Origin of the sequence: Shinella zoogloeoides, assembly GCF_033705735.1 — a bacterium.
Lineage (GTDB): Bacteria > Pseudomonadota > Alphaproteobacteria > Rhizobiales > Rhizobiaceae > Shinella > Shinella zoogloeoides_A.
Window position 1 is genome coordinate 1,633,698 of the sequence record NZ_CP131130.1, and the last position, 22,045, is coordinate 1,655,742.

At 63.8% G+C, this 22,045-nt stretch carries 22 protein-coding genes; 8 read left to right on the forward strand and 14 right to left on the reverse strand.

The window, feature by feature from the left end; all coding sequences use genetic code 11:
- Positions 1-38 precede the first annotated feature (38 nt).
- Both ShzoTeo12_RS08370 and ShzoTeo12_RS08375 read left to right on the forward strand, forming a co-directional pair.
- Complete coding sequence (locus ShzoTeo12_RS08370) at positions 39-233, forward strand: DUF1289 domain-containing protein (protein WP_318912176.1); 195 nt, start codon at positions 39-41, stop codon at positions 231-233.
- Positions 230-928, forward strand: coding sequence for a TIGR02281 family clan AA aspartic protease (locus tag ShzoTeo12_RS08375; protein ID WP_119256157.1), 699 nt, complete (start codon positions 230-232; stop codon positions 926-928). Before ShzoTeo12_RS08370 ends, ShzoTeo12_RS08375 begins: the two co-directional genes overlap by 4 nt.
- Before the next feature lie 52 nt (positions 929-980).
- Here ShzoTeo12_RS08375 and ShzoTeo12_RS08380 read toward each other — a convergent pair whose 3' ends face one another.
- From ShzoTeo12_RS08380 to ShzoTeo12_RS08405, 6 genes are all read right to left on the reverse strand, one after another.
- Positions 981-1,358 carry a VOC family protein gene (locus ShzoTeo12_RS08380; protein ID WP_318912179.1) on the reverse strand — a complete coding sequence of 126 codons (378 nt, stop codon included), beginning with the start codon at positions 1,356-1,358 and terminating at the stop codon, positions 981-983.
- 141 nt (positions 1,359-1,499) lie between these two features.
- Positions 1,500-2,261 carry an ABC transporter permease gene (locus tag ShzoTeo12_RS08385; protein ID WP_313192930.1) on the reverse strand — a complete coding sequence of 254 codons (762 nt, stop codon included), beginning with the start codon at positions 2,259-2,261 and terminating at the stop codon, positions 1,500-1,502.
- On the reverse strand, positions 2,258-3,184 hold the full coding sequence (locus tag ShzoTeo12_RS08390; protein ID WP_318912181.1) for an ABC transporter ATP-binding protein: 927 nt from the start codon (positions 3,182-3,184) through the stop codon (positions 2,258-2,260). Before ShzoTeo12_RS08390 ends, ShzoTeo12_RS08385 begins: the two co-directional genes overlap by 4 nt.
- 417 nt (positions 3,185-3,601) lie before the next feature.
- Positions 3,602-4,378: an aminoglycoside adenylyltransferase domain-containing protein gene (locus tag ShzoTeo12_RS08395; protein ID WP_318912418.1), complete on the reverse strand. Its 777-nt coding sequence runs from the start codon at positions 4,376-4,378 to the stop codon at positions 3,602-3,604.
- Positions 4,379-4,383: 5 nt separating this feature from the next.
- Positions 4,384-5,550, reverse strand: coding sequence for an extensin family protein (locus tag ShzoTeo12_RS08400; RefSeq protein WP_413251126.1), 1,167 nt, complete (start codon positions 5,548-5,550; stop codon positions 4,384-4,386).
- A 249-nt stretch (positions 5,551-5,799) separates the two neighbouring features.
- Positions 5,800-7,620 carry a methyl-accepting chemotaxis protein gene (locus tag ShzoTeo12_RS08405; protein ID WP_318912183.1) on the reverse strand — a complete coding sequence of 607 codons (1,821 nt, stop codon included), beginning with the start codon at positions 7,618-7,620 and terminating at the stop codon, positions 5,800-5,802.
- A 189-nt stretch (positions 7,621-7,809) separates the two neighbouring features.
- On the opposite strand from ShzoTeo12_RS08405, the gene ShzoTeo12_RS08410 reads away from it, so the two are divergent.
- Together ShzoTeo12_RS08410 and ShzoTeo12_RS08415 are read left to right on the forward strand one after the other, a co-directional pair.
- Positions 7,810-8,196: an acyl-CoA thioesterase gene (locus ShzoTeo12_RS08410; RefSeq protein ID WP_119256151.1), complete on the forward strand. Its 387-nt coding sequence runs from the start codon at positions 7,810-7,812 to the stop codon at positions 8,194-8,196.
- A 15-nt stretch (positions 8,197-8,211) separates the two neighbouring features.
- Positions 8,212-8,802 carry a hypothetical protein gene (locus tag ShzoTeo12_RS08415; protein ID WP_119256394.1) on the forward strand — a complete coding sequence of 197 codons (591 nt, stop codon included), beginning with the start codon at positions 8,212-8,214 and terminating at the stop codon, positions 8,800-8,802.
- 5 nt (positions 8,803-8,807) lie between these two features.
- On the opposite strand, the gene ShzoTeo12_RS08420 is transcribed toward ShzoTeo12_RS08415, so the two are convergent.
- Positions 8,808-9,161 (reverse strand): DMT family protein, encoded by a 354-nt coding sequence (locus tag ShzoTeo12_RS08420; RefSeq protein WP_318912186.1) that lies wholly within the window; start codon positions 9,159-9,161, stop codon positions 8,808-8,810.
- A gap of 174 nt (positions 9,162-9,335) precedes the next feature.
- Between ShzoTeo12_RS08420 and ShzoTeo12_RS08425 the strand changes: the two genes are divergently transcribed.
- Both ShzoTeo12_RS08425 and uvrB read left to right on the forward strand, forming a co-directional pair.
- The gene (locus tag ShzoTeo12_RS08425; RefSeq protein WP_318912188.1) at positions 9,336-11,324 is read left to right on the forward strand and encodes a putative bifunctional diguanylate cyclase/phosphodiesterase; all 1,989 of its coding nucleotides are present in this window, start codon (positions 9,336-9,338) and stop codon (positions 11,322-11,324) included.
- A 95-nt stretch (positions 11,325-11,419) separates the two neighbouring features.
- A complete protein-coding gene (uvrB, locus tag ShzoTeo12_RS08430; RefSeq protein WP_318912189.1) occupies positions 11,420-14,461 on the forward strand; it encodes an excinuclease ABC subunit UvrB in 3,042 nt (1,013 codons plus the stop codon).
- A 53-nt stretch (positions 14,462-14,514) separates the two neighbouring features.
- On the opposite strand, the gene ShzoTeo12_RS08435 is transcribed toward uvrB, so the two are convergent.
- On the reverse strand, positions 14,515-15,588 hold the full coding sequence (locus ShzoTeo12_RS08435; protein ID WP_318912191.1) for a DUF262 domain-containing protein: 1,074 nt from the start codon (positions 15,586-15,588) through the stop codon (positions 14,515-14,517).
- Positions 15,585-16,160, reverse strand: a complete 576-nt coding sequence (locus ShzoTeo12_RS08440) for a hypothetical protein (RefSeq protein ID WP_318912193.1) — start codon at positions 16,158-16,160, stop codon at positions 15,585-15,587. The genes ShzoTeo12_RS08435 and ShzoTeo12_RS08440 overlap by 4 nt, the downstream gene beginning before the upstream one ends.
- A gap of 793 nt (positions 16,161-16,953) precedes the next feature.
- Here ShzoTeo12_RS08440 and ShzoTeo12_RS08445 point away from each other — a divergent pair.
- On the forward strand, positions 16,954-17,376 hold the full coding sequence (locus ShzoTeo12_RS08445; protein ID WP_318912195.1) for a hypothetical protein: 423 nt from the start codon (positions 16,954-16,956) through the stop codon (positions 17,374-17,376).
- 21 nt (positions 17,377-17,397) lie between these two features.
- Here ShzoTeo12_RS08445 and ShzoTeo12_RS08450 read toward each other — a convergent pair whose 3' ends face one another.
- Together ShzoTeo12_RS08450 and dusA are read right to left on the reverse strand one after the other, a co-directional pair.
- Entirely contained in the window at positions 17,398-17,973 is a 576-nt protein-coding gene (locus ShzoTeo12_RS08450) for a J domain-containing protein (protein WP_318912420.1), read from the reverse strand.
- A 181-nt stretch (positions 17,974-18,154) separates the two neighbouring features.
- Positions 18,155-19,228: a tRNA dihydrouridine(20/20a) synthase DusA gene (dusA, locus tag ShzoTeo12_RS08455; protein ID WP_318912196.1), complete on the reverse strand. Its 1,074-nt coding sequence runs from the start codon at positions 19,226-19,228 to the stop codon at positions 18,155-18,157.
- Positions 19,229-19,330: 102 nt separating this feature from the next.
- Here dusA and ShzoTeo12_RS08460 point away from each other — a divergent pair, with 102 nt between their 5' ends.
- Positions 19,331-19,861 (forward strand): gamma carbonic anhydrase family protein, encoded by a 531-nt coding sequence (locus ShzoTeo12_RS08460; protein ID WP_242223427.1) that lies wholly within the window; start codon positions 19,331-19,333, stop codon positions 19,859-19,861.
- On the opposite strand, the gene ShzoTeo12_RS08465 is transcribed toward ShzoTeo12_RS08460, so the two are convergent.
- Genes ShzoTeo12_RS08465 through ShzoTeo12_RS08475 form a run of 3 tightly spaced genes read right to left on the reverse strand, consistent with a single transcriptional unit; the run spans position 19,858 to position 21,987 of the window.
- Positions 19,858-20,253 (reverse strand): Fur family transcriptional regulator, encoded by a 396-nt coding sequence (locus ShzoTeo12_RS08465; protein WP_318912197.1) that lies wholly within the window; start codon positions 20,251-20,253, stop codon positions 19,858-19,860. The genes ShzoTeo12_RS08460 and ShzoTeo12_RS08465 overlap by 4 nt on opposite strands.
- A complete protein-coding gene (locus ShzoTeo12_RS08470) occupies positions 20,250-21,071 on the reverse strand; it encodes an iron chelate uptake ABC transporter family permease subunit (RefSeq protein WP_318912199.1) in 822 nt (273 codons plus the stop codon). The genes ShzoTeo12_RS08465 and ShzoTeo12_RS08470 overlap by 4 nt, the downstream gene beginning before the upstream one ends.
- Positions 21,064-21,987, reverse strand: coding sequence for an ATP-binding cassette domain-containing protein (locus ShzoTeo12_RS08475; RefSeq protein ID WP_413251127.1), 924 nt, complete (start codon positions 21,985-21,987; stop codon positions 21,064-21,066). The genes ShzoTeo12_RS08470 and ShzoTeo12_RS08475 overlap by 8 nt, the downstream gene beginning before the upstream one ends.
- Positions 21,988-22,045 lie beyond the last annotated feature (58 nt).

A 22,045-nucleotide genomic window follows, 5' to 3' on the forward strand; every position in this document is an offset into this window, starting at 1 on the left:
CGATATAGAACCGAAACGCAACGAAGCCCGGAGCCGCGATGGAATCGCCCTGCATCCTCGTCTGTTCGATCGATACGGAGACCGGCTATTGCCTCGGCTGCGGACGCACGCGCGAGGAGATCGGCGCCTGGTCGCGCTACACCTCCGACGAGCGCCGAAGCCTGATGGCGACATTGCCGGCCCGACTCGCCGCGATGCCCCGGCAGGCCCCGATGACGGAGCGCAGCGCATGAGGCTCTATATCCTTCTTGCCATCCTCGCCGGGGGCCTTGCGCTCCTCATCCTCAACCATGACGGCGGGCGCACGCTCGGCCTTGCCAACGACGATTTCGGCCGGCTCGTCTCGCTCTCCGCCATCGGCGCGATGCTCGCCGCCGGCATTCTGGCCGGCCGCCGGCAATGGGGCGAAAGCCTGCGGCAGGCGGCGATCTGGCTGGTGATCATCATGGCGCTGGCGACGGGCTATCTCTATCGCTTCGACCTGCAGGAGGTCGGCAACCGGCTGACCGCCGGCCTCATCCCCGGCCGCGCCGTGGTGACGACGAATGCCGAGGGCGAGCAGATCCTGGTCATCCACAAGGGCGTCTCCGGCCATTTCGAGGCGGATGTGAGCATCGACGGCATCCCCATGCGCATGCTGGTCGATACCGGCGCAAGCTCGGTGGTGCTCTCCTACGAGGACGCCATGCGCCTCGGCATCAACCCGGACAACCTCGTCTTCTCCATCGACGTCTCCACCGCCAACGGCCGGGCGCTCGCCGCGCCCGTGACGCTGCGCCAGATCGCCATCGGCCCCATCCTGCGCGGCACGATCCGCGGCATGGTCACCGAACAGGGCCGGCTCGACCAGAGCCTCCTCGGCATGAGCTTCCTGGAAACCCTCGGCTCCATCGAGATCACCCGCGACGAGCTGCGGCTGAAGGACTGACGTTTCGCGACAGACGAAAACGGGGCGGACCATGCCGCCCCATTCATTCGCCTCAGATCGGCTGCCCCACATCGATGCGGTTGCCGTCCGGGTCCTCGAACACGAAGGCCCTGAGGCCGTAGCCCTTGTCCTGGAGGCGCTTGATGATCCTCAGGCCGTGGCGCTGGCACAGGGCATGCAGCGCATCGGCATCGTCCACCATCAGATGGGCGACGTTGAAATTCGCCGCCTCGTGCGAGGGCTGCAGGGTGAGGTGCAGCTCCCCCGCATCGCGCTTCAGGATCATGAAGCCGACGGGATTTCCGTTCTCGAAGACTTTCGTGAAACCGAGAACGCGCGTGTAGAAGTCGTGGGCCTTGCCCATGTCCCTGACCGGCAGCATGGCCGCAATCCGTCCGAACCGGACACCGTGATCGGCGATGTCGTTCATCGCAGAACCTCCGTTTGCAACGACGCGACACCGTGCCGGACGGTGCCGGCGGAAGGTGTGCCCGTTGATGTTTGGGTCAGCAGGACGGTGCCCACGATGCCGAGACTAGCGCGGCCGGGACCGCAAGGAAATGGGGCGGTCTCAGTTCTTCAGCTTGTATCCGGTCTTGAAGATCCAGGCCGTGATCGACAGGCACGCGACGAGGAAGCCGAGCACGATCACGAGGCTGACGACGGGATTGACGTCGGCGATCTCGTAGAAGCTCCAGCGGAAGCCGGAGACGAGATAGAGCACCGGATTGAAGTGGCTGACGGTCTGCCAGAAGGGCGGCAGCATCTCGATGGAATAGAAGCTGCCGCCGAGGAAGACGAGCGGCGGGACGATCAGCATCGGGAAGAGGTTGAGCTGCTCGAAGTCCTTCGCCCAGATGCCGATCATGAAGCCGAACAGCGAGAAGCTCACCGCCGTCAGCACGAAGAACAGCACCATCATGAAGGGATGCTTGATCGATATGTCGACGAAGAGCGAGGCTGTTATGAGGATGATCGTGCCGACGATCAGCCCCTTGGTCGCCGCCGCCCCGACATAGCCGATGACGATCTCGATCATCGAGATCGGCGAAGAAAGGATCTCGTAGATCGTGCCGGTGAATTTCGGGAAATAGATGCCGAAGGAGCCGTTGCCGATACACTGGTTGAGCAGCGTCAGCATGATGAGGCCGGGCGCGATGAAGGCGCCGTAGGAAACGCCCCCCACCTCCTGCATGCGCGAGCCGATGGCCGCTCCGAAGACGATGAAATAGAGCGAGGTGGTGATGACCGGCGACACGACGCTCTGCAGCAGCGTGCGGCGCGTGCGCGCCATCTCGAATGCGTAGATGGACCTGATGGCTTCGAAGTTCATGCGCCGGCTCCCACCAGTTCCACGAAAATGTCCTCCAGCGAGCTCTGCTCGGTGGAAATGTCCTTCACCCGCAGGCCGCATTGCGAGAGGGCGGTGATCAGCGAGGAGATGCCGGTGCGCTCGCCGGTGGAATCGAATTCGTAGACGAGGCGCGCGCCCTCGCCCGAAAGCGTCAGCCCGTAGGCCGACAGCGCATCGGGAATTGCGGCGATCGGCTCGGCGAGCTCGACGGTCATCTGCTTGCGCCCAAGCTTGGCCATCAGCGCCTTCTTGTCCTCCACCAACAGAATCTGGCCGTGGTTGATGACGCCGATGCGGTCCGCGATCTCCTCGGCCTCCTCGATATAGTGCGTCGTCAGGATGATCGTGACGCCGGCGGCGCGCAGGCGCTCGACGAGCTGCCACATGTCCTTGCGCAGCGACACGTCCACGCCCGCCGTCGGCTCGTCAAGGAACAGCACCTTCGGCTCGTAGGAGAGCGCCTTGGCGATCAGCACGCGCCGCCGCATGCCGCCGGAAAGGTGACGCAGCATCGTGTCCTTCTTGTCGAAAAGCGAAAGGTCCTTGAGGATACGCTCGATCAGCGCCGGATCCGGCTTGCGCCCGTGCAGGCCGCGCGAGAAGGCCACCGTGTTCCACACCGTCTCGAAGGCGTCGAGCGTCAGCTCCTGCGGCACCAGGCCGATGATGGAGCGCGTCTCCCGATAGTCGCGCAGAATGTCGTGGCCCGCAACGGTCACGCTGCCGCCACTCGGCGTGACGATACCGCAGATGATCGAGATCATCGTGGTCTTGCCGGCGCCGTTCGGCCCGAGCAGCGCGAGAATCTCGCCCTCCTCGATGTCGAGATCGACGCCCTTCAGCGCCTGGAACCCCGAAGCATAGCTCTTGGTAAGGTTGCGAATGGAAACGATGGGCGCCATGGGAGGGTCCGGAAAGAGGAAATTCATGCGGAAGGACACCCTATATGGCGTGTTCCTCCTCAATTTTCACCCGTGCCGCGGAAAAAATTCGCCCCGCCCGGCTCTCGCAAAATCTTCATGCGACGGGACAGCGCCTGTCATCAAACCGTGACCGATTTCAGGGAAGCTCTCATCGAGGCCGAAGGGAACGGTTTGCACCCCCGCTCACCCCATCGCTCCCCTGCCTGCGCAGCGGCCTTGCTCCCATACCCTGCGGGAGCCTCCGGCGGCCCCATCCGCCCGCTTCCTTACGGAAGCCCGCATGCATCCTCGCCGGACGCCCCGGCGCGGGTGGTGGAATGTGACAGTTCCGGGCAGCCGCCCCTCCGCGTGCCTGCCACCCCTTTCGACCGGCGTCCCGCCGGTCTTTTTTTGCCTTCAATCCGGCTCCAGCAGCGCGGATATCTCCATGGACATGGCATCCGCCGCGCGACGGGCAGCCTCTCGCCGGTCCAGCCAGACGTCCTTCGCCTTGCCGATATAGCCGTCCCGCGCAAGGAGCAGCGTCCCAGCTTCGCCTGCGGCCATCAGCGGCGCGGCCCAGGCGGCAGCCACGTCCTTGGCGACGAAATCGCCGAGGGCCGCGGTCCGCCACATCCGGGCAAAGGTCAGCAGCACATTGCGTTCATCGCCTTCAAGGCTCGCCAGAAGCGCGGGGAGCGCCTCACGCATCGCCCGGCGCACATGTTTCGCCGGGATTTCCGGCAGATGCGTCCGCGCATCCGGCCCGAGGAGCGTCATCGCCTCCCGGCGCGCCTGCGCCAGCACCAGCGTATTCTCCGCATCGCATGACGGTCCGGGAAGAACCCCGGTCTCGAATGCATCGCGCAGCCATTCGCCGTAAAGGAATTCGACCCGCGCCGGAAAGGCCGGACTTGCGAGATCCGCCTTCACGAAAATCATCACCTCAAGGCATCGGGGTCCGCCCGGCGGGGCCGGATGCGGACCCGACAGGGCAAGCAGCGCCGCAAGAAGCGCCCGCCGCTCCCCCTCTGTCATGCGCCGCTCGATGACGGCGATCAGATCGACATCGCTTTGCGGCCGCAATCCGCCGGAAACCGCCGAACCATGGAGGTAGACGGCCAGGAGGGCGTCGCCGAGCACGTCGCGCAACGCATCGCACGCCGCCCTCGCCTGTTTCAGCCCGTCGGCCATCACGCTCACAGGCTGCAATGCCGGTAGCCCGATTTGCGCGCGCGCAGGTCGAAGTGGAAATGGTCCTTGTGGAAGCGGTCGCTGCCGGGACCGAGCACGGTCGAGAAATACTTGCAGCTGTCGCCACGCACCGATTTCAGAAGCCCCTTCTCGCGGAAGGCGAAGAAGCCCTTCTTCTCGATGGCGATGGCCTTGCCGGAGGTCAGCACGATCTTGCCGACGTCGATGGCATTGCCCTTGGCATGTTCCGACATCGCCGCGCCGCGCTGCGAATTCATGGTGCGGCAGGAATAGGACGACATCTGGTGGATGGCCGAGACGCCGGAGAGGTAACGCATGCGCGTGGAGGGCACGAGCTCCTGCTTCACCCAACGCGCGAAGGCCTCGGTGATCTGGCAGTTGACCTGCGCCGCGGGCTTGATCTGGATGCCGCCGGAAAGGCCGGAAAGCTCCACCGGCCACTCGATGCCGCAGGAGCGGCCGCGGGAGATGCGCGGCACGTCGCGGAATTTCACGCCGAGCTTCTGCAGCCGCTGCCGACAGGCCCGTTCGGAGGCCGGCATGCCGCCCATCGCTTCGGGCATCTGCATCGGGTTGCTCATCCGCGGCAGGAAGGCGACCTGCTCGCCGTCGCTCGCCTGCCGCCGGCGCGTCGCCGCCTTGTCCGGCACCCGGAGATAACCGTCTCCTTCGCCGCCGAGTTCCGCACTCCCGTCCGACATCGGGATCGACGCCGGCTCACCGACCTGCCGCGGCATATCCGTGCCGACACCGTCGACCACGACCTGGCTGGCATTGCCCTCGGCAATCTCGTTCGCCTGCGCCTCGGCCAGCCCCTCGACGCGCCCGACGCCGAGCCCTTCGTCCATGTTGACGCCGCCTTCGGGAACGGTGAGCACGCCGGAAGAGGCCTGCACCGGCTGCGTGACGCCCATCGCCTCGTCGCTGTCGATCATCGGCAGGCGCTTCTTCTGCCGCGCCGGCACGGCCATCGCGGTCTCGACCGGCTCGCCGCCCGTATCGCCCATGTCCATGACAGGCGTGACCGCGCTGACGCCCGCACCGTCGATATCGTCAGGCGGCGTCATGCCGCCGGAACAGGCGGCCAGCATCGCCGGGATCAACAGGAGCCCGAGCGGCCTTCGAAGACGAGAAACAAACGCAATACTCATGGTCACATCCGCCCGGCGCCCGCCTCCGCCCGTTGCGGATTCCCGGTTGCACACAGTTCTGTCCGGCGATGGTGCAGGCCGCTTTTGTCCGCATTCGGACGAGACGGGCCTGAAAGCCGGACGGCAGGCCGACTTGCCTGCTTTCCCTTGGGATTTTGTCGCAACAGGGTAAACGAAGCGTTCCCGGCGGAAACGAAAAACCCCGGCGCGGGGGCGCCGGGGCAAGGCATTCCGGAGATGGTCTTCTGATTATGCCGCGCGGCGCCGGTGGTCCGCCGCTCCGGCTGCATCCAGCCGGAAATTCCCGAGCAGCGCTTTCAGCTGCTCGCTTTCGCGGGTCAGCGTCTGGCCGGCGGCATTGGTCTCCTCGACCATGGCGGCGTTCTGCTGCGTCATCTGGTCCATCTGGTTGACCGCCGTGTTCACCTCGGCAAGGCCCGTCGCCTGCTCGCGGGCGGAGGTGGCGATAGAGGTCACCTGATCGTTCACCCGGTTGACGAGGGTCTCGATCTCGGTGAGAGCATCGCCCGTCGAGCGCACCAGCGCCACGCCGTTGCCGACTTCGGCGGCCGAATTGCCGATCAGCCCCTTGATCTCCTTGGCGGCATTGGCCGAGCGCTGGGCAAGCTCGCGCACCTCCTGTGCCACGACCGCAAAGCCCCGCCCCGCCTCGCCCGCCCGCGCCGCCTCGACGCCGGCATTGAGGGCAAGCAGGTTGGTCTGGAAGGCGATCTCGTCGATCACGCCGATGATCTGGCCGATGCGGTTGGAGGCATCCTCGATGCGGCTCATGGCGGTGACGGCGTCGCGCACGATGGCGCCCGACCGGCCGGCCGACTGCTTGGTCTCGACCACCATGCGGCTCGCCTCCGCCGCGCGGTCGGAGGCGTTGCGCACCGTCGCCGTGATCTCGTCGAGCGCCGCGGCAGTCTCCTCGAGCGAGGCCGCCTGCTGCTCGGTGCGATGCGATAGGTTGTTGGCCGCCTCGGCAATGCCCGATGCGCTGCCATGCACGATGTCGGTGGACCGGGCGATGGCATGGACGACGCCGGAAAGCGCGTCCACCGCGCTGTTGAAATCGTCGCGCAGCTTGGCATATTCCGGCGCGATCGCAGAGATGGAGACCGTCAGGTCGCCGCCCGCCAGCCGTTCCAGCGCCTCTCCGACGGTCTGCATGGCATCCGACTGGCTCTGGCTGACGGCGCGCTGGCGGCGCTCGCCGTCCGAGCGCTCGGCATCGAGGCGGGCCTGCTGCTCGCCCTCACGGACACGCAGCTCCGCCCGCTCGGCGACCGACTGGCGCAGGATCGAGACCACCTTCGCCATCTCGCCGATCTCGTCCTTGCGGTCGGTCTCCGGTACTGCGCCGGAAACGTCCTCCTCGGCGATGGCCTGCATGGTCGCCTTGAGGCGCACGATGGGGCCGGTCACGCTCTTCACGATAGCATAGGCGGCAAGGATGATGACGAGGCCGCCGGCGGCGAGGATCACCGCCATGCCGATGGCGTTGCGGCGGAACAGGGCGGCGAGGTCGTCCGCATAGACGCCCGTGCCGACGACCCAGCCCCAGGGCGCGAAGCCCGCGACATGCGAATATTTCAGCACCGGCTCCTCGAAGCCGGGCTTCGGCCAGTAGTAATCGACGAAATCCTGCCCGGTCGGGCTCGCCTTCACGGCCTTCACGAATTCGGTGAAGATGTGCTTGCCCGTCGGGTCGGCCATGCCCGACTGGTCGGTGCCGTCGAGCGCCGGCTTGATCGGGTGCATGACGATCACGGCATTCATGTCGTTGATCCAGAAATAGCCGCTGTCCTCGTAGCGCAGCGCCCGCACGGCGTCCTTTGCCCGCGTCTGCGCCTCCTCGCGGGTCAGCGTGCCGGCAATCTCCAGCTCGTGGTAATGCTTGAAGAGCGTCAGCATGCTCTCGTCCATCGCCGCGAGCTTCGACTTGCGCTCGGCGACCATCGCCTCCTGGTAATGGTAGAGGCTGTAGACGAGCGCGACGGCGAAGATGGTCAGGGCAAGGCCCACAAGCAACGACAGGCGCGTGGATATTCTGTAATTCTTCACCGGGCTCTCCTCGACTTCGGCAGGCGCAATACGCCTTGTCGACGAAGCTGCGGGAAACCCTTTAAAATGATCTAAAATTGCAATCGTCAATTTTTAGAGGTTGAAAATACTCGAAAATGCGCCTGCCCTTCCCCCTTTCTCCATGGCCCGCATTCGGCTAGACCTGAAGGAAAGTTGGAGAGGCCCCGCATGACCGATACGAAAATGCCGAACGGACAGCTCACCCTTCGCACGCTCGCCATGCCGGGCGATGCCAATGCCGCAGGCGACATCTTCGGCGGCTGGGTCATGGCGCAGATGGACCTTGCCTCGGGCATCCGCGCCGCCGAGCGGGCGCGCGGCCGCGTCGTCACCGCCGCCGTCAAGGAAATGGCCTTCGAACTGCCGGTGAAGATCGGCGACACGCTCAGCATCTATACCGACATCGCCCGCGTCGGCAGAACCTCGATCACGCTGGCAGTGGAGGCCTGGGCGCAGCGCTATCTCACCACGACGCTGGAAAAAGTGACGGGCGCCACCTTCGTCATGGTGGCGCTCGACCAGCAGGGCCACCCGACGCCCGTACCCGTCGAATAGAAGGTGGAGGGCGCCATGGAGCATGTCCAGCACGATCCCGCGCTCTTCGGCCATGTTCGCGTCGTCATCGGCATGGTGGTCAGCCTCAGCGTCGCGCGCATCCTCACCGGCGTCGCGCTCTTCGTCCAGCACCCCGGCAAGGTGAAGGCCTATCCGGTCCATCTGGCCTGGGCGGGCTTCCTGCTGCTGTTCCTCCTGCATTTCTGGTGGTGGGAGTTCCGCCTGCAGGCGCTGGCGACCATCGGCTTCGGCGTCTATCTCTTCCTGATCAGCTATTGCTGCCTGTTCTTCCTGCTCGCCGTCTTCCTGTTCCCGACCACGCTCGACGACTATGCCGGCTATGAGGACTATTTCTATTCGCGACGCAAATGGTTCTTCGGCGCCTTCGCGCTCGTCTTCGCGGTGGATCTCCTGGACACGGCGTTGAAGGGAAAGGCCTATTTCGGCTCCTTCGGCTACGAATATCCGGCACGCAACGCCGTCTTCATCGTGCTGTGCCTTCTGGCGGCGTGGACGGCGAGCCGCCGCTACCACACCACCTTCGTCAGCCTCGGCATCCTCTACCAGCTCAGCTGGATCTTCCGCGCCTTCGACATGCTTGAGTAAGCCGCTCAGCCCTTGAAGACGAAGGCAGCGCCGGCGGCGATCAGCATGAAGCCGACCGCATGGTTCCAGGTCAGGCTTTCCTTCAGCCAGAACACCGAGAAGCCGGCGAAGACCAGGAGCGTGATCACTTCCTGGATCGTCTTGAGCTGCGCGGCCGAATAGACCTCGTGGCCGATGCGGTTGGCCGGCACGGCAAGGCAATATTCGAAGAAAGCGATGCCCCAGCTCGCCAGCACCGCGACGAAGAGTGGCGCCGACTTGAACTTGAGGTGCCCGTACCAGGCGAAGGTCATGAAGACGTTGGAGAGGCAGAGCAGCACGACCGGCCACACGGCCGCGGGGTTGAGGCTGAAGGGCATCGGCGAATCCTGAAAGGAAGGGAATATGCCGATGGCATAGCTCAGCCGACGGCCACGTCAAGCCGGACGTCATGGATTCTCGCGATCCCCCGTTAAGACTATCTTATGCCCCCCGCCCCACCCTCTGCGCAGACCGCGAAAAAGGCGGCACGCGCTTCTGGGCGGGGACAGAGAATGACCGATGCAGCCCGGCTGATGCCGGCGGACGAAACGACAAGACGACAGATTCTTTCCGCGCAGGCCCTGTCCGTGCTGGACGGCATCGTGCTGTCGCTTAACGCCAACAGCTTCATCGCCGCCACCACCGCTGCCGTGCTGTGGCTCGACGGGCCGGCCTTCGGCATCCTCCTCTGGCTCGCCGCCGTGCTGGCGATCAACCTTGCGCGCTATGTCGCCGTGCGCATCGTCCGGCGGATGAACTGCGCCGTCGAGCGGCCGGAGCGCGCGCTCGGCGTACTCTCCTTCGGCGCGCTCGGGAGCGGCCTTGCCTGGAGCCTGCCGCCCTTCATCGGCGCCGCCCACGGCGCGAACGGGCTCAATCCCTATCTGATCTTCATCATCTGCGGCATCTGCGCGGGTTCTCTCATGCAGAGCACCGCCTATGCCCGCACCGCGCTCCTCTTCGCCGGTCCACCGCTTGCCGCGGCCTTCGCCTCGCTGCTCTTCGCCGGCACGACGGAAGCCTACGTCATCGCCGCCGACGCGCTGCTGCTCGCCGTGATGATGCTGCGCGCCAGCCAGTTCAGCGAGGCGAGCTTCATCCGCAGCCAGATGGACCGGCTGAAGGCGGTGGCGCTCGCCGCCTCGCTGTCCGACGCCAATGCGGAGATCCGCCAGTCCTACCACCAGCTCGCGTCGCTGGCGAACCGCGACCCGCTGACCGGCCTCGGCAACCGCGCCCTCTTCAACGAGCGCCTGCGCAACCTTCTGGCGAGCGGCCTGCCCGCCGATACGCTCGCGCTGCTCGCCATCGACCTCGACCGCTTCAAGGCGATCAACGACACGATGGGCCACGGCGCGGGCGACGCGGTGCTGGTCGAGATCGCCAGCCGCCTCGTCAGCCTCACCGGGCCGACCGACCTCGTCGTGCGCCTCGGCGGCGACGAGTTCGCCGTCATCGTCGAGGGCGAGAAGGCGGAAGCGCGCGGACGCGCCATCGGCGACGGAATCGTGCGCCTCGCCGGCGATCCCGTCCTCATCGGCGAGCGCCCCGTCACCGTCGGCGCCAGCGCGGGCCTCGCCCTCTATCCGCAGCACGGCGACACGGCCGACGACCTCTTCGCCAGCGCCGACATCGCCCTCTATGCCGCCAAGGAAGGCGGGCGCCGCCGCCTCGGCCTGTTCAACCCGGTGCTGAAGGCCCGGATCGAGCACCAGCGCCTCATCGAGGCGACATTGACCGAGGCCATCGAGCAGCGCCAGTTGCAGGTCGTCTTCCAGCCGCAGGTGGAGCTTGCCACCGGCGCCGTCACAGGATTCGAGGCGCTGCTGCGCTGGACGCATCCCGAGCTCGGCGCCGTCGCCCCGCCCGATATCGTCCGTGCCGCCCAGGCCCTGCACATCTCGACGGCGCTCACTGGCTATGTCGCCACCCGCGCCGCGGAGTTCCTGCGCACCCTGCCCCGCCTCGGCCTGCCGGAGGCGGCCGTCGCGGTGAACGTCTCGCCGCGCGAATTCTCCGGCGACACGCTCTCGCGCCTCCTGACCGGCATCGCAAAGGAACACGAGGTTTCCCCCGGCCTGATGGAGATCGAGATCACCGAGGAGGCGACGCTCGACACGCAGGCGGCCGGCGCCGAACTCACCCGGCTGGAAGCCGCCGGCTTCCGCCTCGCCGTCGACGATTTCGGCATGGGCCATTCCTCCCTCGCCTATCTCGTCAGCCTGCATATCGACCGGCTGAAGATCGACCGCAGCTTCGTTTCGGGGATCGCCACCAGCCGCGAGAACCAGGCGCTCATTTCCGCCCTCATCGGCATCGGCCACGCCCTCTCCATCGACATCGTGGTGGAAGGCGTCGAGAAGGAGGAGGAGGCCGAGATCCTGCGCATGCTCGGCTGCCGCCATGCCCAGGGCTACCTCTTCGCCCGCCCCATGCCCGCCGCCGAAATCCCGCGCTGGCTGAACGAGCATGCCGCGCGCACCCGACCGTCCGCACGATAGCACCCGCCGCCCAAGCGGCATGAGACGACAGATTCGTTTCCCTTTTGTACTCGTCACCCCTTCCCTTTCGCGGTGACTCTCTCCATATTCCCCGCATGGCCAGATCACCGAAAAAATCCACCGCCCCGAACCCCGGTTTCGAGGAAGCCCCGCAATCGCCTTTCGAGGGAGAACCGCTTAGCGGCAGCGTCTCCGACTGGGTGAAGCAGCTCGAGGCCGAGGCGGAGGCCGCGAGCGTCGAAAGCCGCCGCGAGGTCGCCTCCAAGGCCGGCAAGCACCGCAAGACGGTGGAGAACGCCGCGCGCCGCCACACCGAGCAGGTGACGGTCTCGAAAACCTCGCGCGGCGTCTCCATCGGCGGTTCGTCCGATCCGAAGACCCGCGCCGCTGCCGGCCTCAATCCCGTTTCCGGCCTCGATGTTTCGCTGGAGGACGCCGCCACCCTCAGCGCCGGCACGGCCGTCACCGCCACGGTGGAGGCGCTTTCGGCGCTCATCGAGAGCGGCAATCCGCTGTTCAAGGACGGCAAGCTCTGGACGCCGCACCGCCCCGCCCGCCCGGAAAAGTCGGAGGGCGGCATCCCCATCCGCATGGTCAGCGAATACAAGCCCGCGGGCGACCAGCCCACCGCCATCGGCGATCTCGTCGGCGGCCTCTCCTCCGGCGAGCGTAGCCAGGTGCTGCTCGGCGTCACCGGCTCGGGCAAGACCTTCACCATGGCCAAGGTGATCGAGGAAACCCAGCGCCCCGCCGTCATCCTCGCGCCGAACAAGACGCTGGCCGCGCAGCTCTACAGCGAGTTCAAGAACTTCTTCCCCGACAACGCGGTCGAATATTTCGTCTCCTACTACGATTATTACCAGCCGGAAGCCTATGTGCCGCGCTCCGATACGTTCATCGAGAAGGAAAGCTCGATCAACGAACAGATCGACCGCATGCGCCACTCCGCGACGCGCTCGCTCTTGGAGCGCGACGACTGCATCATCGTCGCCTCGGTCTCCTGCATCTACGGTATCGGCTCGGTCGAGACCTACACTGCCATGACCTTCCAGATGGAAGTCGGCGAAAGGCTCGACCAGCGCCAGCTCCTCGCCGACCTCGTCGCCCAGCAGTACAAGCGCCGCGAGATGGATTTCCAGCGCGGCAGTTTTCGCGTGCGCGGCGATACCATCGAAATCTTCCCCGCCCACCTTGAGGATGCCGCCTGGCGCATCTCGATGTTCGGCGACGAGATCGACGCCATCACCGAGTTCGACCCGCTGACCGGTCAGAAGACCGGCGACCTGAAATCGGTGAAAATCTACGCCAACAGCCACTACGTCACCCCGCGCCCCACCCTCAACGGCGCCATCAAGGCCATCCGCGAGGAGCTGAAGCACCGCCTCGTGGAGCTGGAAAAGGCCGGCCGCCTGCTGGAGGCCCAGCGCCTGGAGCAGCGCACGCGCTACGACCTAGAAATGCTGGAGGCCACCGGCTCCTGCGCCGGCATCGAGAACTATTCGCGTTACCTCACCGGCCGCCGCCCCGGCGAACCGCCGCCGACCCTCTTCGAGTACATCCCCGACAACGCCCTGATCTTCATCGACGAAAGCCACGTCACGATCCCGCAGATCGGCGCCATGTACCGGGGCGACTTCCGCAGAAAGGCGACGCTGGCCGAATACGGCTTCCGCCTGCCCTCCTGCATGGACAACCGCCCTCTGCGCTTCGAGGAATGGGACGCCATGCGCCCGGACACCATCGCCGTCTCGGCGACACCGGGCGGCTGGGAGCTGGAGCAGTCCGGCGGCGTCTTCGCCGAGCAGGTCATCCGCCCGACCGGCCTCATCGACCCGCCGGTCGAGGTGCGCCCGGCGAAAAGCCAGGTGGACGACGTGCTGGGCGAGATCCGCGAGACCGCCGCCGCCGGCTACCGCACCCTCGTCACCGTGCTCACCAAGCGCATGGCCGAAGACCTCACCGAATACCTGCACGAGCAGGGCGTTCGCGTGCGCTACATGCACAGCGACATCGACACGCTGGAGCGCATCGAGATCATCCGCGATCTTCGTCTGGGCGCCTTCGACGTGCTCGTCGGCATCAACCTGCTGCGCGAAGGCCTCGACATTCCCGAATGCGGCTTCGTCGCCATCCTCGACGCCGACAAGGAGGGCTTCCTGCGCTCCGAGACCTCGCTGGTCCAGACCATCGGCCGCGCGGCGCGAAACGTCGACGGCAAGGTCATCCTCTATGCCGACCAGATCACCGGCTCCATGCAGCGCGCCATGGACGAGACGACCCGCCGCCGCGAGAAGCAGGTCGCCTACAACCAGGCGAACGGCATCACCCCGGAATCCGTGAAGGCAAAAATCTCCGACATCCTCGACAGCGTCTACGAGCGCGACCACGTCCGCGCCGACATTTCCGGCGTCTCCGGCAAGGGGTTTGCGGATGCCGGCCACCTCGTCGGCAACAACCTCAAGGCCCATCTCGAAGCGCTCGAAAAACAGATGCGCGACGCCGCCGCCGACCTCGACTTCGAAGCCGCCGCCCGCATCCGCGACGAGATCAAGCGCCTCAAGGCCGCCGAACTCGCCGTCATGGACGACCCGATGGCGCGGGACGAAGCACGGTCGCAGGAAGGTGGAGGAAAGGGCAAAAGCTCGGCGAAGCCGCAAGGCCAGGCGACCGTCGCCGGTCGTCCGGCGCCCCGTGCGGCGGCCGGCCCGAAGGGCGCTGCGGCCGTGGGCGCAGAAGAGAATGGCAAAAGCTATTTTGCCAAACCCTCGCTCGACGACATGGGTCCGGGCACCGACACCGAACGCCCGCTCTTCCGCAAGCCCGCCCTCGATGAGATGGGCCGCGACGTCGCCACTCCGGCCGGCAAATCCCTCTTCCGCAGGAACACCCTCGACGAAATGACCGTCGGCCGCACCGAAAAACCCGTCACCGGCGACCTCCCCCAACGCCCGGACGAAACCCTCTCCACCAAGAAACGCACCGCCCCGGCAGCCGAAGGCCAGCCGGAGCGGACGAGCGGCGCGGACGATGCGAAGCCGGTTCGACGGGGGAAGATTGGCGCCGGGAGCTATGAGGACCCGGCGGAGGCGAAGCGCAAGGGGCGGACGAAGGGGAAGACGGGGCGGCCGGGGCGATAAACAAAAATAGAAAACTTCCCGCCAAGCAGCGACGTGAAGTTTTTCTCGCAAAACTATGTCAATAAGAACTCACGAACGGCCTTATATCTAAGATCACGCTCCTTTTTATTGTTAACACCTTCTCTAGCCGCATTACTGTATTCTGGAGATATTTTTTCGGGAAAATCCTTCAGTTTTTCGACCAGCGCCCCAGAGAAAACACCATCACGAATACTTTCATTATCCATCAAAACGCAAAACAACGTGTATGCATTTGACTTAGTATTCCAAAATTGAACTTCATTTATCTTAGATTTATTTATTGCACCCGCAACTTTATTGAAGGAGCTGACAAGCTGATCCTTATATTCGAAGATACTATTATACTCTTCCAAGCAATCTTTAACTTTTTCATTTCTATTGTACCCTCCCTTCATGCGGTAAGCCATTAAATTCAGCGTATACATGAGGTGATTCATTCGCTGAATTTCATACTGACTAAATAGTTTACTCTCTAATATCCACTTTCTAAAATCATCTACGTCTTGCTTTGAGGCCCAAATCAAAAAATCTCTAGGAATATTTGGATCATAGACGAATGATTTCTCCTCAAATTCAGCTCCGTCAGGATCGTCTATTTCAAGCTGCCCATTGAGGAGCTTTGCAGCGAGCATGAACTCCCCAGAGGAATATTCCGACGAAAGCTTCTCAATTGCCGTCATCGAATAGTACGTCCTATTCAACCTTTTGAATATTTCAAAAAGCGCTGGATCGTTTTCTCCTAAATCGAGGTCAATTATACTCACCTCGTACTTAAGGAAATCCTCCTGCTGTTGTTGCGGAAGATTATCGAAAACTCTCCCATCATACTCAAATTTTCCATCAATATAGTCAATTATCGTAGTTAGTCTCTGCTGACCATCCACAACACAAGAGGTGCTCTGCTTTGTCTCCACATTGATCGTTCCTTTCGCAACAAAAATCTGCGGAAAAGGAAACCCTCTAATTATAGTATCAATAAAGTCCGTCTTGTGTATATCTCTCCACACATAATTCCTTTGAAAATAAGGAGACAATATAAGTCTATCAGAGTTAACCTCATTATAAAGATCGACAATTTGCTTTGTTCTTGCATTATACCTAATCATTTTCGCATCTCCCTTACGGTCGGAACCTGTTTTTCCACAAAACAATCCTCTGTAATATATATTGCAGCAGAAATATTTTTACAGAAACCTTCATATTCAGAACTTATTTCCCGAAAAAAATCGATCCACTCAGTCTTAAATTTTCCAGCCGGGAGCAAGTCTGGCCGTATCATCCCTTTTTCACTTACGTACTGCTTAAAGCTTTCGACTCCGCTTTTCCCGTCCCGTAGACGCGGGAAGTTACTAAGCCGCCGAAACGATTGCGTACTCACAATTACCCAGCCGAGATATTTAGCAAACAGGTTCGGCGATATTATTGCCAAATCCAAATCTGAATCTCTCGATTTAAAAGAGGTTTTCTTAAACGCGCTCACACCTAAGTGCCCCGAGCCAGCAAGCCTAATAGATGAAACATCTACCTGAAAATTTTTTGCAACTCGTGTTCGCAGACCATGCCAATGGGCTTCTTTTCCTATAAAGCAGGCGGGATAATTTGAGAGATATATGGCTCCACTTTTAAAAGCGTCATCAAAATCTCCATTCAATACTACCTGATGACATGCAGTAAGCATTAAAACCTTCCAGGTATCTAATATACGGAATCATTCTCCATTGCTGGAGAGACTTTTGCGGAAATTTCGCAATCATGCCAACCTAAAATAGCAGAGCGCAGTTTAATGGTCACATCACACGACATAGCGCCCTGTGAGCGTAGGGCTCGTACAAATCAAATATCACTTAATTTTTCCCCGCCCCCAAAACCCATGCGATACTCCCCTCATCCCGCCGCGGATACACCGCAAGGCGTTGTGGCGAGGCGGGGTCGGTGCTTTGGGTGGAGGAAGGACGTAGGCCTTCGCCCAGGGGGCCTGCGGAAAATGGTCTCCCTCCGGCGACACGGGGGAAACGGCGGGGCGTCGGACCGGTCCCGTGGTTTCATCCCCGAACGGCGCGCCGGGCGTGCCTGTGCGGCACACAAGGGGGCAGGAGATGGCGGATGCGTCGGCATCGTCCGCCGGGGTGACGTTTTTCCGGGAAAGGTGAAAGCCTTTCCGCCCGGAGCGGGAGCGAACGAGCGCCCGGTCCGGCGCGCCAAAACCGGAAGGAGCCCGCCCCGGAAACCGACGGCCAACCGCCGCCGGACCCGGCCTTTGCAGAGAGACCCAAGTCGCGGGCAAAAACCACCGAACGGGGCGCTGAAAGGTGCCATTTCTACTTCTGACCCGGCAGCTTTCAGCGCCCCGTCCGAAGTTTCATGCGCAAGCCCCGGCGACGTTTTTCGCGCGGGAACGCTGGCGCATGTCCGCCACCGGCGCGGCCGGCGCGATGCGCCTCCCTCACCTCTCTCCAGCACAAGGAGTTTCCATGTTCGATCGATCCAGACTGCCCCCGCTCGACGCCGCGCTGCTCGCCCGCACCGCCGAGATGCTCGCCATGCCGGAGCGCATCTGCCGCCACCGCTCCTGCCGGCGGCAGAAACGCTGCGCCTGGTTTTTCCGCAAGACGCAGCAGCCCTGCTGCCTCGCCAATCTCGACGCCGGCCAGCGCGCGCTTTTCGACCAGCTTGCCGAGCAGGTCCGCGATGTGCGCGATTACGGCCGCCGCGACAGCAAGCTGTTCTTCGCCTCCTCCTGGCGCGACGAGCGGGCGCTTCAGGACGCTGCCGTGGAGATCACCCGCCCGCTCCTGCGGGGCGAAAGGCTGCGCGAGTTCCGCCGCTTCGCCGGGATACGCGAAAAGCGGCCGCCGGCGGAACGGGACGGGTTTTCGCCACCGCTGAAATGGTGATGTCCGGAATGGTGGGGCGGCCTATTCCGCCGCCTCGCCCTTCAAGGGCTCCAGTGCCGCGGCCAGTTCGTAGGAATAGCCTTCCAGCATGGTATAGGCCTGCTCGATGGCCTGGATCTGCCCTTCCGCATTGCGGATCGCCTCGGTGATCGACTGCGAGCGGGCTCGCAGCATGGAGCCCAGAAAATCCGTGCCGGCCTTGCGGCCGAGGCGGTCGATATGCTGGCGCACGCGGTTGCGGTGGCGCTCCAGTTCGAGGATGTGGAAGCGGCTCTTGACGATGTCGTCGGAGAGTTTGCGGCGCATCGCCGCCAGCGGATCGAAGCTGCCCGGCTCGCGCTCGTCGAGGATGACGTCGTTGACCAGCGGTTCGAGCAGCATCAGGCCCTTGAGGTCGCGCGGATCGGCAAGCTGCGGGTCGAAGCCGGTGTCGTCGAAGACCTTGCGGCGCACGGGGTCGCGCAGGAGGTCGTAACAGGCCTGCAGGCGGGCAAACTGGTCGGCATCGCCGCCCGAATCGGGATGCATGCCCTTGGCGGCCTTGCGGTAGGCGGTCTTGACCGCGCCGTCGTCGGCATCGCGCTCAAGTCCGAGCATGGCGTAGGGATCGATCACGCGGCCACCTGTCTGTTTCTGCCTGTCTTTCGCAAGTCCGGACGCAAAACCGCTACGCACTTTTGCTGGACCTGCTTCTGCATTGCGTCGTTCGTTGTTTACGCCGTTTTCCGACCCGGAGGGGACGAAATTGTGGTGACGCCGCGACGATGCACAGAAAGCGCTATTCCGCCGCCTCGACCTCGCCCCGCGCCGCCAGCACCGCCGCAAAAGCCGCCGCGATCACCTCCGGCCCCGCGCCCGGCTTCGTGGCGTCGGCCGAAAGGATCTGCCGATAGCGCCGCGCGCCCGGAAACCCCTGGAACAGCCCGACCATATGCCGCGTCACATGCGCCACCCGGCCGCCGCGCGCGATCACCTCGCCCGCATAGGCCATCATGCCGTCCCGCACCGCCTCCCAATAGGCGACCGGAAGCGCCTGCGGACCGGAAGACATGCCGGAGGGCTGGCCGCCCAGAAGCGGATGCGGAAAAAGTTCGTCCACGCCCGTCAGAACGCAGCTATCCTGATAGACAGCCCTTCCGAGCATCACACCATCAAGGCCATCCATCTCTTCAACAGCCTGATTCAAACTATGAAGCCCACCATTGAGACCGATGAAAAGATTCGGGTTTTCCGCCTTCAGCCGCCGCACCAAAGCATAGTCGAGCGGTGGGATATCGCGGTTCTCCTTCGGCGAAAGCCCCTGCAGCCAGGCCTTGCGCGCATGAACCCACACGGCGTCCGTCCCGGCGGCTTTCACCCGCGAAACGAGATCGCGCAGCGCCACTTCCGGATCCTGGTCATCGACGCCGATGCGGCACTTCACGGTCACGGGAACGGCAACCGCCGCCTTCATCGCCGCCACGCAATCGGCCACCAGGTTCGGCTCGCGCATCAGGCAGGCGCCGAAGGTACCGGATTGCACCCTGTCCGAGGGGCAGCCGACATTGAGGTTGATCTCGGCATAGCCGAACCCCTCGCCGATCCGCGCCGCTTCCGCCAGTTTTTCCGGGCTGTTGCCGCCGAGCTGCAGCGCCACCGGCTGCTCCACCGCGTCGAAGCCGAGCAGCCGGTCGCGGTTGCCCCGCAGGATCGCGTCCGCGACGATCATCTCGGTGAAGAGCAGCGCGTTCCTGGTGAGCTGCCGCGCGAAGACGCGGTACGCGCGGTCGGACCAGTCGATCATCGGCGCGGTGGCGAAGATCTTCGTCCCCGTCTCCACAGCCTGCCGGTAGAATGTGCCTGTCTTCGTCATGGCGCGGCTCATACTCCATATGGCCGGGAAAAACCACCCTCGGCCTTTCCCCGCCCGGCGGGATGGGTGCTAGACTGCCCCGAGGATTCGAAGGAGGAACCCATGCCGCTCTACGCCCTTGACGACCGGACGCCCACGCTTCCCGCCGACGACCGCTACTGGGTGGCGCCGGATGCCAATGTCATCGGCAAGGTCATTCTCGGCGAAGATGTCGGCATCTGGTTCGGCGCGACGCTGCGCGGCGACAACGAGCCGATCATCGTCGGCGCGCGCTCGAACATCCAGGAAGGCGTCGTCGTGCATACCGATCCCGGCAAGCCCGTCATCATCGGCGAAGGCTGCACCATCGGCCACAGCGCCATCATCCACGGCTGCACCATCGGCAACAATTCGCTCATCGGCATGGGCGCGACCGTACTGAACGGCGCGGTCATCGGCAACAACTGCCTCGTCGGCGCCAATGCGCTGGTGACGGAAGGCAAGGTCTTTCCGGACAATTCCCTGATCGTCGGCTCGCCGGCCAAGGCCATCCGCACGCTGGATGCGGAAGCCGTCGAAGGCCTGAAGAAATCGGCCGAAAGCTATGTGCGCAACTGGCAGCGCTTCAAGAGGGGTCTCAAAGCGATCGTCTAGGCGCAACCGGCGCAGGTGCCGCGGATCTCGATCGTCGTCTTGCCGGTCTTGAAGTTGCGGTCTTTCGCAAAGCCCTTCAGCCGGTCCTCGATCATGTGATCGTGGAATTCGACGACGTCGCCGCAGGTCTCGCAGATTATGAACGCCGTCAGGCCATGGGCATGGCAGCCCTCGTCCGGATGGGCGCAGGCGACGAAGGCGTTCATGCTTTCGAGGCGATGCACGAGGCCGAACTCCAGCAGCTTGTCGAGTGCCCGATAGACCTGCAGCGGCGCGCGAAAACCGCTGTCGCGCAGCTTGTCGAGGATGGAATAGGCGCTGAGTGGGCCTTCGGAATGCGTCAGCACGTCGAAGACGAGGCCCTGGTTGCGCGTCAATTGCTGCATGGTCATGCACGACCTCCTTCGCTTGCCGCCACTGCGCTCATCCTCGGCTTCGTCAACAGGCTTAGAATGAAAAGGCCAAGCGCTGCGACCACGATGGAGGGACCGGAAGGCGTGTCGAATTTCAGGGAACCGAACAGCCCGCCGACAACCGCCAGCGCCCCGATGACGGAGGCGAGCACGGCCATGATCTCCGGGCTGGTGGAGAACCGCCGCGCCGTCGCGGCGGGAATGATCAGCAGCGAGGTAATCAGCAGGATGCCGACGATCTTAATGGCGATGGCGATGACGAGCGCCATCAGCAGCATGAAGACGAGCCGCGTCTTCTCCGGCTCCATGCCCTCGGCCTCCGCCAGTTCCGGATTGACCGTCGAGGCGATCAGCGGACGCCACATCCAGATGATCGCGAAGGTGACGAGGATGCCGCCGCCCCAGACGAGGTCCACATCGGCGCGCGAGACCGCGAGGATATCGCCGAAGAGGAATCCGACGAGGTCGATACGCACCCAAGTCATGAAGGAGACCATGACGAGGCCAATGGCGAGCGTCGCATGGGAGAGGATGCCGAGCAGCGCATCGGTGGACAGCGTGCCGCGCTTCTGGAGCAGCAGCAGCAGCACGGAAACCGTCGCCGCGACGATGAAGACGCTGAGCAGGAGATTGAAATCCATCAGCAGCGACAACGCGACGCCGAGCAGCGCCGAATGGGCCATCGTATCGCCGAAATACGCCATGCGCCGCCAGACGACGAAGCAGCCGAGCGGCCCGGCGGTCAGCGCAAGGCCGATGCCGGCGACGAGGGCGCGGATGAAGAAATCGTCAAGCATCGCACGGCTCCTTGCTGCTTGCCGCCTCTTGGTCGCAGCCACAGTTCGGTCCATGCACATGCCCAAGGCGCATCCGCCCCGCCCGCCCGCCGGAAGGCAGGATATCGACGGCATGGTGGCCGTCATCCGGCCGGCAATTGTCGGTGATCGAGCCGTCGGCATGCAGCACGCGGCCGTCGGGCAGGTGCGTATGGTCGTGATTGTGGTTGTAGAGGGCGAGCGTCTGGCCGGCGCGAGCACCGAAGAGGCGCAGATATTCCGGGCTTTGGCTGACGATATCGGGCGTGCCGCGGCAGCAGACATGACCGTTGAGGCAGATGACGGTGTCCGTCTCGGCCATCACGACATGCAGGTCGTGCGAAATGAGCAGGATGCCGCAGCCGGTCGCATTGCGGATGGTCTTGATGAGATCGTAGAGCGCGATCTCGCCGGAAAAATCGACGCCCTGTACCGGCTCGTCGAGCACGAGAAGATCAGGCTTGCGGGCGATGGCGCGGGCAAGCAGCGCGCGCTGGAACTCGCCGCCCGAAAGATGCTGCACCTCGGCACGCGCAAGATGGCGGATACCCGTCGCCTCAAGCGCGGCATCGATCTCTGCGCCCTTCAGCGGGGAGGTCAATGTCATCAGCCGGTCGACGGTGAGCGGCATGGTCCAGTCGACGGCGAGTTTCTGCGGCACATAGCCGACCTTCAGCCCGGCCTTGCGCTCCACCCTGCCCTCGTCCGCCTTCATGACGCCGATCGCCGTCTTGGCGGTGGTCGATTTGCCGGAGCCGTTCGGGCCGATCAGCGTGACGATCTCGCCGGGCGCAATCGAGAATTCCACGCCGCGCACGAGCCAGCGGCCCTGGCGGCGCACGCCGACGCCGGAAAGGGAGACGAGCGGCGGAGCGGTCCTGTTCGGGGTCTGCAGCATGATTTTTCCAAAAGCCTGTTGCCACTCGATATGGCACACGTTATAGCATAACGCAATT